This is a genomic window from Streptomyces sp. NPDC103540 (assembly GCF_055584445.1).
The window spans coordinates 55,742-69,403 of sequence record NZ_JBVJMA010000016.1 but is presented as its reverse complement, the minus strand read 5'-3'; the positions used below and the strand labels follow the sequence as shown (position 1 = coordinate 69,403).

Sequence of the window (13,662 nt, the reverse complement as noted above, 5' to 3'; positions counted from 1 at the left end):
GCCGGCGACGGGCATCTTCCGGAGTGCGCAACGGCCCCTTGAACAGGGCGTGTTCAACCTCGACGGGGGCGCGGGCGGGTCAGCGCAGCCGGCGGACGGCGACCTCCTCGCCGTGCACCTCGCGGTCGCACCCCTCGCAGACGGGCCGGACCTGGACGTGGCCGTCGCAGCCGATGTGTTCGGCGCGGCGCGGGGGTCCCTGCTCGGTGGGCAGGTTGCGGTCGCCCCACTGCATCAGGGCGAGGACGGCCGTGGTGAGGTCGCGCCCCATGGGGGTGAGCGGGTACTCGTGGCGGACGGGCTTGTCCTGGTACGGGACGCGTTCCATGATCCCGAGGTCGACGAGCCGGCCCAGCCGGTTGGTGAGCACGTTGCGGGCGATGTGCAGGTTGCCGAGGAAGCCGTCGAAGCGCTTCACCCCGAGCAGGGCCGAGCGCACGATCAGCAGGCTCCAGCGCTCGCCGATCACCTCCAGGGAGCGGGCGAGGTTGCAGTCCTGACCTTCGTATGTCCGTGGCAGCATGCGGCCCACCGTAGCGGGGAGGGTTGCGTGAAAGGACTCATCCGGGGGCCGCGGACCGCAACAGCGCAATTCCGAAGAAGACCGCGGGCCACGCGCGGTGGTGCGATGATGCGCGGGATTTCCTCGACCGATGGAGGTGGGGCGGGTGGCCGCAGGAGTGCACACCGGTACCGAACGGCAGGCGACAGGGCTGATCGACGCGCTCAACACTCGTTACCACAAGACGGCGTTACGGGTCTTCGCGGTCATCGTCGTGGCGCACTGGGCCGAGCACCTCGCCCAGGCCGCGCAGATATACGTCCTCGGCTGGCCGCTGCCCGAGGCGCGCGGCGTCCTCGGTGTGCCGTTCCCGTGGCTGGTGAAGTCCGAGTGGATGCACTACGGGTACGCCCTGCTGATGCTGGCCGGCTTCCTGATGTTGCGGCGCGGGTTCACCGGCCGCTCCCGCACCTGGTGGAACGTCACCCTCGGCGTCCAGGTGTGGCACCACTTCGAGCACCTGCTGCTGCTGGTCCAGGCGCTGACGGGTGCCTTCCTGGCGGGCAAGGCGGTGCCGACGAGCATCGTCCAGCTGCTGGCGCCGCGCGTGGAGCTGCACCTCTTCTACAACGCGATCGTCACGATCCCCATGATCGTCGCCATGGTGCTGCACACGCGGGCGAACTCCGACAACTCCTCCGCGCGCTGCGACTGCGCCCTGACGGCATGAGTCTGACGGCCGCCGCCCCCGCCCCGGGGGCGTCCGCCCCCACACCTCCCCCGGCCCGGCCGGCCCGCCGGCCGTCGGGGTTCGTCTCGTTGCTCGTGCTGATGGGCGCCGCGCTGATGCTCTACCTGTCGCTGCCGAACCTGGGCAACGCGTTGCGCTCGGCGACGACGGACGGGGTGGCGGGCACGTTCACGGCGAGCCGGTTGACGTGCATCCAGCATCCGGGGCACGAGACCTGTGAGTGGTCGGGCGACTTCCGTCCGGCGGACGGGGCGGGCGCGGCGATCGAGAACGTCAAGCTGTACGGGACCGACCGGGACTCTCTCGGCATGGGGCAGACGGCGGCCGCCGTGGACGTGGGCAACCCGGGCCGGGTCTACCGGCCGGGACGCTCGGCCGAGTTGGCGTTCACGGGCGCGATGCTGGTGATCGGGTACGCCCTGCTCGCCGTGGTGGTCCGACGCCACCTGATGCCCCCGCGCACCACCGCTCCCCCCGGAGCCCGCACGGCCGATTGACCCGCGCGGCACGACGGAAACCCCCGGCGGCACGACCTCGCCACCGGGGGTTTCCCCACGTCCGCGCCACCTCTCCCCCCGCACAGGGCGAGTGAGCCGAAGGGGGCGCGGGCGCCCGCCCCCGCCCCTTTCGCAGCCCGCGCGGGCGAGTGAGCCGAAGGGGGCGCGTCGGCGAAGGAGGGCGAACGCCCGGAGGAAACGCGAGGAACGAGCGTTTTCGAGGACGTACGCCCTCCTGGAGCCGACATCTGCGCCCCCGGAGGCGAACCGAGCCCCGAAAAATACAGCCCCGTCCCTCCGCCGCGGGGGTAGGGAGGCGGAGGGACGGGGGGCTACGGACCCGGGGAGGGGGGTCCGCGCGGGTCAGGCCGTGCGGCCCGCGGGCGCGGTCTCGCCGGGGAGGGCGAGACGGCTGTACGCGTAGGCCGCCGACACGAGGGTCATGTGGTGGTGCCAGCCGGGGTAGGAGCGGCCTTCGAAGTCGAGGAGGCCGAAGTCGTCTTCCAGGCGCTGTACGGTGGCGCCGGCCCGGCGGTGGAGCTGGGCGAGGGCGACGAGTTCGTCGGAGCGCCGGTAGAGCATGTTGGTGAGCCAGAGTTGGGGTGAGCGCCGGCCGGCGTGGTGGCGTACGGCGAACAGCCGGTAGGTGTGGTGGGGGTTCTGTCGGGTGGTGCGCAGTTCGGGGAGTCGGACGAGGCCGGTGACGACGGAGGTGCGGCCGGGCTGTCCCTCGTGGCTGCCGAGGGTGTCGAGGCGGAAGTGGCTTTCGGGCTTGAGCTCGAAGAACCGTCGGGCCTCCATCGCCGCCGGCAGTCCGCCGCCGCCGACGTAGGTGGCGCGGCCGTTGCCGTGGACGCCGGGTACCACCGGTATGCGGCCGGGTACCGCGACGACGAAGTCGCGGCCGCGTGCGCTCAGTGCCCTGACGAGGGGTGCGGCGCCGGGGCAGGTGGTGAGGTCGGCGACGATCGGCGGGGCACCGAAGCGGGTGTTCACCGCCAGGGCGTCGGCGAGGTCCAGGGTGTGTTGTTCGACGGCGCGGTGGGTGACGCCTTCGGGGATCCGGGCGCGTGAGCGGCGTTCCTCGTCGCCGGCCCAGGCGCCCGGCAGCAGCAGGCCCCAGTCGACGGGGAAGGCGTCGGTGGCGGTCGCGAGGAAGGCGCCCACGCCGACCTGGCAGTTCACGGAGCGCCCGGTGGCGGGTACGAAGCGGCGGTGCACGCCGCAGGAGTGCTCGCCGCGCTTGCGCAGGACGGCCGTGTCGAGGACCCATGCCTGGGGTTCCACCCTGCGCTCCACCCAGCGGGTGAGTTCGGCGCGGGCCAGACCCCAGTCCCAGGGGCTGGCGTTGACGAACTGGTGCATCGACTGCGGGGCCGTCGGTGAGTCGGACACCGCCGCGGCGATCCGTCGTACCGACTTCTTGCCCTCGGTGGTGAGCAGCCCCTGGAGGTAGGCCTGGGCCCAGTAGCGCTGGTCGGCCCGGGGCAGGTGCCCGAAGAGCTGTTCGGTCATCAGCGAGACGGGCGCTTGGGCAAGGCTCGAGTCGTTCGCCGCCATGGCGCGATCCTTCCTGCATCGGTCATCCAGCCGCTCCGCATCAGCATAGCGATCGTTCGTTTTTTTTCCAGTGGGTGAACGTACCTCCACCCCAACCGGCCACGATCCGGGCCCACTTCGGCAAGTGGACACCGCCCCGTCCGCCCGCACGGTGGTGTGACCACGTCCAGTCACCACTTCGGCAACTCTGCGTTGCGTTCGCCGCCTGATCATGCGGAAGCTGGAGGCATCGCAACCACGCACGCTTGAGGTGCCGGGACAGCGCACCGGTGGGCCGGGCACCTCCCGACCCACCTTCGGAGAACCCATGGCGAATCAGCAGAGGGCGGTCAGGAGCCGCGGCGCCCTCGTGCGGGCGGCCGCAGCCCACTTCGACCAGGACGGCTACGCCGGGACCTCGTTGTCACAGATCAGCAAGTCGGCCGGGATCTCGGTGGGCGGCCTGACCTTCCACTTCAAGTCCAAGGCCGAGCTGGCCGAGGCCGTCGAGGAGGTGGGCCGCGCCGACACCCGGGCGGCCCTGGAGCGCGTCCGGGCCCGGCCCGGCAGCGCGCTGCGCCGGCTCGTCGAGCTGACCCTGGAGTTGACCCGGCAGATCGGCAGGAACGCGGCCGTACGGGCCACCATCCGCCTGGAGCGCGAACGGCCCGGGGCGCAGCCGTGGTCCGCGACCTGGCTCCCCGACGCGCACGCGTTGTTGCGTCAGGCCCGCGAGGACGGCGGGTTGTTGCGCGGGACGGACCCGGAGGCGGTGGCGGCCCTGGTGGTGAGCCTGGTGTCCGCCACCGAGATGGCCTCGCGGCGCCCCACGGGCCCGGCCTGGTCCACCGAGGGCGCGGTCACGCTGTTGGAGGACACCTGGCGACTGGTCCTGACGGGGATCCTGGCCGACCGGGAGAACATCACCGAGGTCACCCGACACCACGCGGTCGTCTCGGGCCGCGAGGGCCGGGTGGTCGGCTAGCTCTCGACCCGAGGCGTCCGGGGCGTCCGGAGCGGAGGAACCCCTAGGCGGCCGTCCAGCCACCGTCCACGGGCAGGGCCGTGCCGGTGACGAAGGAGGCGCGGTCGCTGCACAGCCATGCCGCGGCCTGGGCGACCTCGTCGGGGTCCGCCATGCGCTTTTGCAGGGAGCGCCGGGTGAAGGCCTCCTCCAGCGAGGGGGTGTGCCGCAGGATGTCGGTCATGAGTTCCGTCCTCGTGCTGCCCACGACGAGGGAGTTGACCCGGATGCCGTCGGCCGCGTACTCGTCGGCGGTCGCCTTGGTCAGGCCGATCACCGCGTGTTTGGCGGCGATGTAGGAGGCGGTGGCGCCGGTGGCGCGGACGCCCGCCACGCTCGCCGTGTTCACGATCGATCCGCCGGATCCGGTGGCGAGCATCGCGGGCAGTTGGTGGCGCAGGCAGTTCCACACGCCGCGCAGGTTGACGTCGAGGACCTGGTCGAAGACGGAGTCGTCGGTCTCGTGCACGCGGGTGCCGGCCGTGGCCCATCCCGCGTTGTTGAGGGCCCCGTCGAGCCGGCCGTACTCCGCGACCGCCCGGGCGACCACGCGGGCCACGTCGTCGGACTTCGCCACGTCGCCGGCCACCGCCGTCGCCTGTCCGCCGCGCCGTCTTATCTCCTCGGCCAGGGCGTCGAGGTGCTCCTCGCGGCGTGCCGTCACGACCACGGCCGCACCTTCGGCCGCGAACAGCCGGGCCGCGGCCGCGCCGATGCCACTGGAGGCACCGGTGATCATGACGACCTTGTTCTCCAGCATGCGTAAGTCGCTCACGGCGGTTCCTTCGGCAGAGCGGCGGAGGGGGGCTGGCAGGTCTGCGGTGCAACGGCGGCGTAAAGAACCGGTCATGCGTTCACCTGGGGATGAGGCGTTCTATCACACCGAATCGGCCGCCCGACAGGCAGAACGTACGCTGCCTACGTCGTCGGCTGTCGCCCGTCTACGTCGAACGGTGCCGTCCGTGACGTAGCCGCTGAACCCCCGCAACCGCCCCTTCGTACCGGCTACTTGATCAGGGCCGCCGCGCGTCGGACGCTGACCTTCACCGCCTTGCGACCGCTCGCGCTCGCGATGGACGGAATGAGGAGTTCCCACATGGCCACGGTGCGTCGCGGGAGGTCGGAACGGTTGGTCACCAGATCGGAGTACAGCTGCATTCCGGTGCACGCGCCGACGACGAATTCCGCGATCTTCGCGACATCGGCGTCCTCGTCGAGTTCCCCCCGATCACGGGCCACCAGCAGGCATTCCTCCATGATCTTCTGCCATTCGTGGAACGAGCCCGCGTCGTGCACCCCGAATCCGGTCTGTTCGACGGCCAGCCGCACGCCCGCGCGCAGGATCTTGTCCACCTGGAGCTGGTGCGACCAGACGAGGGTGAGGTCGACCAGGCGCTGGAGCCCCTCCGAGGTCAGCCTGGGCATGATGGTGGCCGGCTGGGAGTTCATCACCGCCGTGGCCAGGGCTTCCTTGTTGGGGAAGTGGAAGTACACCGCCCCGAGCGTCACTCCCGCCCTCTTCATGATCTCGCGCATGCTGGCGCCGAGGTAGCCGCTCTCGTCGAAGACCTCGGCCGCCGCCGAGATGATCGCCTGCCGGGTCTTCACCGCGCGCTCCTGCTTCAACTGCGGCTCCACCACTTGTGCATCCTCTCTCGACAAACAAAGCGAACGCACTTTATTTTACAGTCCGCGCCAATGGCCGACCAGGCCAGTCACGGCCACACATACGCACGCCAGAGGGGAATGGCATGCTCATATCGACTGAACGTCCCGCACCTGCCCGCAGCGCCCTGACCACGACCGTTGCGAAGGAATACGTTCATCGCGCCGCCCTCTCCGACGTGTTCCTGACGGGATGCACGCCGAGCGGACCCGACGCGTTCACGATCGATGCCCAATGGCCCCGCTGTCACGGCTTCTACGTCTGTGACCGGGGCCTGTACGACCCCATGCTGCTGTGCGAGACCATCCGCCAGACGCTCCCGCTCCTGACCCACACCGCCTACGGGGTACCGTTCGGGCACCAGCTGAGCTGGTCGCGCCTGCGCTACGCGGTCAACCCGCACGCGATGCGCGTCGAGCGCACCCCGGCCGAGCTCCAGCTCCACGTGAACTGCACGAACATCACCTACCGGCGCGGGCTGCCCGTCGCCCTGTCCATGCACTACGAGATCACCCGCGGCGAGACCCTGCTGGCCGTGGCCAGCACCGTCTTCCACTGCCACAACCCGGCCGTGTACCAGCGGCTGCGGGCCGGGCGGGCGGGGACGCGGGAGTTCTGGGAGATGCCCGAACCGATCCAGGGGTTACCCCCCGCCCTCTGTCGGCGGGACCGGCCGGACGACGTGGTGTTGTCCCCCACGGAGGACGCGGACCGCTGGCGGCTGCGCGTCGACCCGACCCACCCCGTGCTGTTCGACCACCCGGTCGACCACGTCCCCGGGATGCTGCTCATGGAGGCGACGCGGCAGGCCGCGCACGCCGTCGCCCCCGAGGGCGGGGCCTGGTGGCCCGCCTCGATGAACGTGACCTTCCGGCGGTACGTCGAGTTCGGCGAGCCCTGCTGGATCACCGCCCGGCCGGTCCCCCCGCAGACCGAGGGCCGGGACAAGGGGCTGCGGGTGACCGCCGTCCAGGGCGAGGAGGCCGTCTTCGAGGCGACGGTGGCGGTCGCCCACATCCCCTGACGCCGACCCTGGGGGCACCGCGCGCCCGCGTCGGGCGCGCGGGCGGGTCAGCGTACGAGGCCCTCCGCCGGCGGGGCCTCGACGGCCGTGCGGAAGGTGCGCAGGGCGCGTTCCCAGACCCCGCCCCCGTCCCCCGCGGCCAACCCCGCGAGCTGCGGGGCGAGTTCGGCGGAGAAGGCGGTGGCGGCCTCGACGGGCAGCAGGGAGGGCAGGTTGTCGATGGCGATCAGGTCCAGGGGGTGGTCCTCGCCGCGCAGGGCCCGTACCGGCTCGGTCCAGGTGGTCGTCTCCTCGTAGACCGGCAGGACGTTGCAGTCCGAGGTGACGTCGCAGGTGACGTCGGAGACCAGGGAGAGCCGGCGCCCGGGGTCGTCGAGGTCGGCCTTGGTCAGGAACGGGGTCACCGGCGTGGTGGTCAGCACGGTGTTGACCAGCAGGTCGTGTCCGAGGAGGGCGGCCCGGTCGAGGGCGCGGGTCTCGGCGAGGTCCCAGCGGGTGGGCTCGATCCCGGCCCGCACCAGGGCGTCGCAGGCACCCCGGCCGCTGCGGCCGAGCGCGCCGACGACGAGGGCCCGGACGGGCTCCGCGGCGCGGGCGCCCGCGGCGAGCAGGGCGTCCAGGGCCGGCCGGTCGGTGGGGGTCAGCGGGGTGGTGAGCGCGCCGCGGTGGTGCAGGACGGCCAGGGCGGCGCCGACGTACCCGGCCCAGTAGCCGAAGGCGGCCACGCGGCGGCCGGCCTCGTCGGTCAGGTACTCCATGTCGAGCAGGGCCCCGCCGCCGGCGGTGAAGCGGGAGAGCAGTTCGGCGGCGCCGGCCTGTCCCTTGTAGGCGTGGCCGAAGTAGATGTGGCGGTGGCGCAGGGCCGGTGCGTCGGGGCCGGCCGGGAGTTCCTTGAGGCCGAGGACGTACGCCTCGTCGGGGGCCTGTTCGTGCCAGGAGGCGGTGGGGGCGGTGGCGCAGCCGGCGGCGGCGTAGTCGGCGAGCGGGAAGACGCGCTGTCGCGACTCCTCGACGGTGATCCGGATGCCGCCGCGGACCAGGCGGGCCGCGTCCTCGGGGGTGAGGGGTGCGCGGCGTTCGGTGGGGCGGGCCTCGTGCCGCATCCAGAGGTGGGTGCTGTCCGACATCGTGCGGTTCGTCCTGTCTACGGGCATGGGGGGTGGCGGACCTTCCGCGCTGCCCCGCTCGGGCGGACCGGGCGGTGGTGCGTGGTCGCCGGGGCGTGGTCGCCTTGGTGTTCCAGCCTGCCGTGCGCGGCCCGGTGGACGGGTGCGTCGGCGGGGCCGTCGACAGGCGCCTGACCTGGGCGGCGATGAGGCGCCACGCCGGGGTCGGGGACCGCCGGATTCACCCGCCCGGGGTGTCGGGTGCGTGGCCCGGGGTTGACGCGAGGACGTGGGGCGCGGCGGGGGTGTCGCCGGTCGTGCGCGCCTCGCGGTGGCGCCGGTCGACTCCAACGTACCCGTATCGGCGGGGAGTTGCCCGGGGAACGGGCTCAGAGCCCGGCGGTGAGGACGAGCGCGGCGACGGAGGCGCCGAAGACCACCACGTGGCGGACGTTCTGGAGGACCCACACCCAGCCGGGGAAGCCGCCCTCGGCGGCCTTGAGCAGCGCCGCGACGTCGATCCGGACGAGGTCCTCGTCCCCCTTGCGGGCGAAGGCGGCGGTCACGGAGCCGACGGCGGTGAGGTTGCTGTGGAGGATCAGGCAGTTGATCAGCAGGACGACCGTCTGGACGGCCCAGGTCACGCCGGAGGCCCAGGAGCTGCCGAGGAGGTGGAGGCCGGCGGCGGTCGCCATCGACGCGGCGATCGCGACGGGCGCCCAGGTCTCGTGGCCGCCGGCGTCGAAGCGCATGCCGTTCTCGGCGAGGACCCCGGGGCGCACGCCCTGGCGGCGCAGTTCGGTCTCGGCGGCGACGGTGGCGGCGGCCCCGAAGCGGTGGCGCACCAGCGGGATGCTGATGAAGGCGGTGGCGACGAGCAGCTGGAGTACGGCGACGGAGGCGTTCACGACCGGTGTCCTCTTCTCTGGATTGAACTAAGTACAAGAGGACTGTAGGCGGGAACTTGAACTAAGTGCAAGTGGTCTCCTGAACTTTGTGCAAGACGGGGTGGTCCACCTATCGTGAGGCCATGGCACGCGACACACTGACGCAGGAACACATCGTCTCGACCGCGATCGAGCTGCTCGACGAGGAAGGGCTCGAAGGCCTCAACATGCGGAGCCTGGGCAAGCGCCTGGACTCGGCGGCCACGGCGGTCTACTGGCACGTCAAGAACAAGGACAACCTGGTCCTGCTCGCGGCCGACCAGGTCTGGCACGAGATCGAACTGCCCGACGCGCGGGCCCTGGGCTGGCGCGAGGCGGCCGACCGCCTGGCCACCGGCCTGCACGAGATGCTGGGCCGCCACCCCTGGCTCGTGGCGGCCTTCGGCACCCACCTCTTCTACGGACCCGGCAAGGCCCGCTACGACGACCTGTGCCTCGCGACCTACGAGAGCGCCGGCTTCACCGAGGCCGAGGCAGACCGGGCGGCGGCCACCGTCTTCACCTTCGTCCTCGGCAGCGCCCTGACCGTGGCCTCCGAGGCCTCGCTGACGCGCCGGCTCGGCCGCGACGGGGACGACGCGCGGGCGCGCCTCGACGAGACGATGGCGAAGGCCGCCGAGGTCGCCCGCCGCTTCCCGCGCCTACGGGCCCGCCTGGACGCGCCGGAGGGCAACGCCTACGCCGCCGCGCCCGAGGGTTCCTTCGCCTTCGGGCTCCGGATGCTGCTCGGCGCGCTGGAGGCCGAGGTCGCGGGCCGCGCGGCGCGCTGAACCGTCGCCGCGCCCACACCCGTTCCCGCGCCCGATCCCGCGCCCTGGCCCGCGTACCGCCGAACCGTCAGACGGCCGCGAACGCCGCCAGGTCCTCGGTGACCGCCCGGACCACGGCCTCGTGTTGCTCGACCAGGTAGAAGTGCCCGCCGGGAAAGCCCCGGAAGGTGAAGGCGGCGCCGGTCAGCTCCCGCCACCTCATGGCCTCGGCCGGGTCGGCCCGCGGGTCGGACTCCCCGCACAGCACGCTGACGGGCGTGACCAGCGCCGGCCCCGGCTCGTGCCGGTGGTTCTCGACCGCCCGGTAGTCGCCGCGCAGCGAGGGCAGGATCAACTCCCGCATGTCCGCCCTGGCCAGCAGTTCCGCGTCGGTCCCGGCGAGCCCGGCCACGTGCGCGATCAGGGCCTCGTCGTCGAGCGCGTGCAGGCCCTCCCGGCGGTCGATCACCGGGGAGCGCCGCCCCGAGACGATCAGACCGCGCGCGGCCGTGCCCGACCGCTCCAGCCGGCGGGCCAGTTCGTAGGCGATCACCGCGCCCATGCTGTGCCCGAACAGCACCAGGGGGCGCCCGGTGCGCAGCCACGGCGACAGCGCCGCCTCCACTCCCGCGACGAAGGCGTCCAGGTCCTCGGGCACCGGCTCCCCGAGCCGTTCCTGGCGGCCGGGGTACTGGACGGTGAGCACCTCCGCGTGCGCGGCGAGGCCGCGGGACAGCGGGAAGTAGAAGGAGGCGTTGCCGCCGGCGTGCGGGCACACGACGAGGACCGGCCGACCGGCCTCGGGCCCCGTCGGCGGGTGGAAGCGGCGCAGCCACGGGCTCGCGCCGAAGGAGGTGGTCACGCGCGCGTCTCCTTCTGCGTGGTGGTCGCCGTGCCGGTGTTCGCCGTGGCGTCCGTCAGCAGCAGTCGCTTCTGTGGTTTGCCCATGGCGTTGCGCGGCACGGACTCGACGAAGCGCACCTCGCGCGGGCGCTTGTGCACCGAGAGGTGGGCGGCGACGAAGTCGGTCAGTTCGGCGCCCGTGACCCCGTCGGCGACGACGAAGGCGACGACGCGCTGGCCGAGGTCGGCGTCCGGGACGCCGACGACGGCGGCCTCCCGGACCCGGGGGTGGTCCAGCAGGGCGTTCTCGATCTCGCCCGCGCCGATCCGGTAGCCACCGGACTTGATCATGTCGATGGAGGCCCGGCCGACGATCCGGTGGACGCCGTCCGCCGGGTCGACGGCCGCGATGTCGCCGGTACGGAACCAGCCGTCCTCGGTGTACGCCGCCGCCGTGGCCTCCGGCCGGCCCAGGTAGCCGGCGAACAGGGTGGGGCCGGTGAGCTGGAGTTCGCCGATCTCGGCGCCCGGCTCGGCGACGATCCGGGTACGGATGCCCGGCAGCGGGGTGCCGACGGTGCCGGGGCGGACCTCGCCGCCGGCGCGACCGCTGACGGTGATCAGGGTCTCGGTCATCCCGTACCGCTCGACGGGGCGGTGGCCGGTGAGCCGTTCCAGGTCCCGGAAGACGGGCGCGGGCAGGGCGGCGCTGCCGGAGACCAGCAGTCGGGCCCCGGACAGCGCGGCGGCGGCGTCCGGTTCGGCGGCGATCCGCGACCAGACGGTGGGCACACCGAAGTAGAGGCTGCCGCGGGCCTGGGCGTAGGCCCGCGGGGTGGGGCGGCCGGTGTGCACGAGGCGGCTTCCGGTGCGCAGGGCGCCGAGCACGCCGAGGACCAGGCCGTGGACGTGGAAGAGCGGTAGTCCGTGCACGAGGGTGTCCTCGGCGCTCCACTGCCAGGCCTCGGCGAGCGCGTCGAGGTCGGCGGCGAGCGCGGCGGCCGTCAGGACCACGCCCTTGGGCGGGCCGGTGGTGCCGGAGGTGTAGAGGATCAGGGCCGGATCGCCGGGTCCGCCGGCGGTCGCGGGGGCCGGGGCGCGGCGGGCGAAGTCGACGCCCACCTCGACGGCGCCGGAGTCGCGCAGGATGTGCTCGCGTTCGGCGGGGCCCGCGTCGGGGGGCAGCGGGACGCAGGGCACGTGGGCCAGCAGCCCGCCGACGACGGCGGCGACGGTCTCCAGGGAGGCGGTCGCGGTGACGGCGAAGGCGGGGGCTCCCGCGATGTCGGCGGCCACGGCGCCCGCCGCGCCGAGCAGTTCCTCGTACGAGGCGGTGCGGCCGGCGACGGTGATGGCGTCGGCGCGGTCGCCGTACGTCCCGTCCAGGGCGGTCAGCACGCGACAACTCCCTTCCGATGGTGGAGCCCCAGGCTACGCGGACCCCGCCGGAGCCCCGGCCGCGCGGGGGTCGGCGGCGGCGGTGGACGCGGGGCGAGGGCCCGTGTCCGCGAAGGCCCGTGTCCGCGGGGGTTCGCGGGGGTCCGCCGGCCGGAAGCGCCCGTAGGATCGCCCGAAACCACATCGCACGACCGGATTTCGACGACGCGCGGGGGAGCTCCACGTGACTCCTCCCCCTCATGGATGAGGGGGCTTCTCGCTATGCCGGGTTGGCGTCGCGACGGACCAGCCCGGCCCATAGAACGTTGAGAGCGCCCACCGTGTCCGCGTGCGCCTGGTGGTCGCAGCTGACGCAGTGGAACTTGTCCTGTGTGGGCCGGTTCTCCTTGGCGGTGTGCCCGCATTCGGGGCACCGCCGGGAGGTGTTGCGGGGGTCCACAGCGATCACTTCCCGCCCGGCGCTTTCAGCCTTGGCGTTCAGGATCGCGAGGAACACCCCCCATCCGGCATCAGCCATCGAGCGATTCAGGCCGGCCTTCGCGGCGGCCCCGTTGGGCAGGAACATGCCCGGCTGCTCGGGGTCGGGCTTGGGGGCGGGGGCCTTGCTCATGTTGCGGATCTTGAGGTCTTCGTGCGCGATGAAGTCGTGTTCCCGGACCAGGGCAAGCGCGGTCTTGTGAGCGTGGTCCAGGCGCTGACGCCGGACCCTGCCGTGCAGCCTGGCGACCTTCTCGACCGCCCGGCGGTGGTTCGCGGTGCGCTTGTCCCGGCGGACGCGGGGGAACTTGGCGAGTGCCTGCTGTGCGGCGGCGAGCCGGCCGGCGTTGCGGCGGCCGTGGCGCGGGTTGGGTACGAACTCGCCGTTGGAGCCGGCGAGGAACTGGGCTATGCCCATGTCGATGCCGACCACGGACCCGGTCGCGGGCAGCGGCTCGGGCTGGGCCTGCTCGGCGGTAAGCACGACGAACCACTTCCGCCCTTCGCGCTTGACCGACATCGTCTTGACCTTGCCGACCACCGGCCGGTGCCGGTGGACCTTGACGTGCCCGACGCCTTGGAGGCGGACACGGGTAACGGGGTCGTGCGGGGTGGCATCCCAGCGGCAGCCATCGCCGTCCTTGGGGAAGTCCACGGTGTCGAACCGGTTCACGCCCCGAAACCGGGGGTAGCCGGGGGTGTCGCCGGACTTGACCCGGCGGAAGAACGCGGCGAACGCCTTGTCGAGACGGCGAAGCGTCGCCTGCTGCGACGAGAACGACCAACGGCCGTGACGCTCCGGGTCGAACGCCCTGATCTCCTTGAGCTGCGCCGACTGCATCCCGTACTTGATGCTCGTCTTCGAGGCGTGCCGGTAGGCATCCCGACGTTCCTGCAACGCCCCGTTGTAGAGCGAGCAGTGATCGCGGAGCATCTCGCCCAGCGCGATCGTCTGGCCCACGGTGGGCCGCATCAGGAACTTGTACGCACGGATCAACGCGGCCCACCCCCTTCCGACTTCTGCAATCAACCTAGTCGAGGCCACTGACAACGCAGCCGGCTCCGGCGCTCCGCGCCTCCGGGCCAAGGATCGCTTTCACCCCCTGGCTGAAGCCAGGGGTACCCAGCGAAGATCAGAG

Annotated in this window: 14 protein-coding genes; 5 read left to right on the top strand and 9 right to left on the bottom strand. The window is 72.5% G+C overall.

The genetic code is table 11. The features are described 5' to 3' along the window. Positions 1-79: 79 nt before the first annotated feature. Positions 80-523 (bottom strand): winged helix-turn-helix transcriptional regulator, encoded by a 444-nt coding sequence (locus ACZ6ZI_RS31820; RefSeq protein WP_469526644.1) that lies wholly within the window; start codon positions 521-523, stop codon positions 80-82. A 145-nt stretch (positions 524-668) separates the two neighbouring features. On the opposite strand from ACZ6ZI_RS31820, the gene ACZ6ZI_RS31815 reads away from it, so the two are divergent. Both ACZ6ZI_RS31815 and ACZ6ZI_RS31810 read left to right on the top strand, forming a co-directional pair. After that, entirely contained in the window at positions 669-1,232 is a 564-nt protein-coding gene (locus ACZ6ZI_RS31815; RefSeq protein ID WP_469526642.1) for a hypothetical protein, read from the top strand. Beyond that, positions 1,229-1,750: a hypothetical protein gene (locus ACZ6ZI_RS31810; RefSeq protein ID WP_469526639.1), complete on the top strand. Its 522-nt coding sequence runs from the start codon at positions 1,229-1,231 to the stop codon at positions 1,748-1,750. Before ACZ6ZI_RS31815 ends, ACZ6ZI_RS31810 begins: the two co-directional genes overlap by 4 nt. Before the next feature lie 363 nt (positions 1,751-2,113). Here ACZ6ZI_RS31810 and ACZ6ZI_RS31805 read toward each other — a convergent pair whose 3' ends face one another. Then, positions 2,114-3,310 (bottom strand): IS701 family transposase, encoded by a 1,197-nt coding sequence (locus ACZ6ZI_RS31805; RefSeq protein ID WP_469526636.1) that lies wholly within the window; start codon positions 3,308-3,310, stop codon positions 2,114-2,116. 307 nt (positions 3,311-3,617) lie between these two features. Between ACZ6ZI_RS31805 and ACZ6ZI_RS31800 the strand changes: the two genes are divergently transcribed. Then, the gene (locus tag ACZ6ZI_RS31800) at positions 3,618-4,274 is read left to right on the top strand and encodes a TetR/AcrR family transcriptional regulator (RefSeq protein ID WP_363056425.1); all 657 of its coding nucleotides are present in this window, start codon (positions 3,618-3,620) and stop codon (positions 4,272-4,274) included. Positions 4,275-4,317: 43 nt separating this feature from the next. On the opposite strand, the gene ACZ6ZI_RS31795 is transcribed toward ACZ6ZI_RS31800, so the two are convergent. Then, entirely contained in the window at positions 4,318-5,073 is a 756-nt protein-coding gene (locus tag ACZ6ZI_RS31795) for an SDR family NAD(P)-dependent oxidoreductase (protein WP_469526922.1), read from the bottom strand. Positions 5,074-5,318: 245 nt separating this feature from the next. Continuing rightward, positions 5,319-5,954 (bottom strand): ScbR family autoregulator-binding transcription factor, encoded by a 636-nt coding sequence (locus ACZ6ZI_RS31790; RefSeq protein ID WP_363056427.1) that lies wholly within the window; start codon positions 5,952-5,954, stop codon positions 5,319-5,321. A 110-nt stretch (positions 5,955-6,064) separates the two neighbouring features. On the opposite strand from ACZ6ZI_RS31790, the gene ACZ6ZI_RS31785 reads away from it, so the two are divergent. Next, positions 6,065-7,003 (top strand): ScbA/BarX family gamma-butyrolactone biosynthesis protein, encoded by a 939-nt coding sequence (locus ACZ6ZI_RS31785; RefSeq protein ID WP_469526634.1) that lies wholly within the window; start codon positions 6,065-6,067, stop codon positions 7,001-7,003. Positions 7,004-7,050: 47 nt separating this feature from the next. On the opposite strand, the gene ACZ6ZI_RS31780 is transcribed toward ACZ6ZI_RS31785, so the two are convergent. Together ACZ6ZI_RS31780 and ACZ6ZI_RS31775 are read right to left on the bottom strand one after the other, a co-directional pair. After that, on the bottom strand, positions 7,051-8,130 hold the full coding sequence (locus ACZ6ZI_RS31780) for a saccharopine dehydrogenase (protein WP_469526632.1): 1,080 nt from the start codon (positions 8,128-8,130) through the stop codon (positions 7,051-7,053). 368 nt (positions 8,131-8,498) lie between these two features. After that, the gene (locus ACZ6ZI_RS31775) at positions 8,499-9,017 is read right to left on the bottom strand and encodes a hypothetical protein (protein ID WP_469526629.1); all 519 of its coding nucleotides are present in this window, start codon (positions 9,015-9,017) and stop codon (positions 8,499-8,501) included. 122 nt (positions 9,018-9,139) lie between these two features. On the opposite strand from ACZ6ZI_RS31775, the gene ACZ6ZI_RS31770 reads away from it, so the two are divergent. Then, positions 9,140-9,826 (top strand): TetR/AcrR family transcriptional regulator C-terminal domain-containing protein, encoded by a 687-nt coding sequence (locus tag ACZ6ZI_RS31770; protein ID WP_469526627.1) that lies wholly within the window; start codon positions 9,140-9,142, stop codon positions 9,824-9,826. Between the two features lie 67 nt (positions 9,827-9,893). On the opposite strand, the gene ACZ6ZI_RS31765 is transcribed toward ACZ6ZI_RS31770, so the two are convergent. The 3 genes from ACZ6ZI_RS31765 to ACZ6ZI_RS31755 all read right to left on the bottom strand — a co-directional run bounded on the left by ACZ6ZI_RS31765 (position 9,894) and on the right by ACZ6ZI_RS31755 (position 13,520). Continuing rightward, a complete protein-coding gene (locus ACZ6ZI_RS31765; protein WP_469526625.1) occupies positions 9,894-10,667 on the bottom strand; it encodes a thioesterase II family protein in 774 nt (257 codons plus the stop codon). Continuing rightward, entirely contained in the window at positions 10,664-12,046 is a 1,383-nt protein-coding gene (locus ACZ6ZI_RS31760; protein WP_469526622.1) for an AMP-binding protein, read from the bottom strand. The genes ACZ6ZI_RS31765 and ACZ6ZI_RS31760 overlap by 4 nt, the downstream gene beginning before the upstream one ends. Positions 12,047-12,305: 259 nt before the next feature. After that, positions 12,306-13,520, bottom strand: coding sequence for an RNA-guided endonuclease InsQ/TnpB family protein (locus ACZ6ZI_RS31755; protein WP_469526620.1), 1,215 nt, complete (start codon positions 13,518-13,520; stop codon positions 12,306-12,308). Positions 13,521-13,662: the final 142 nt, after the last annotated feature.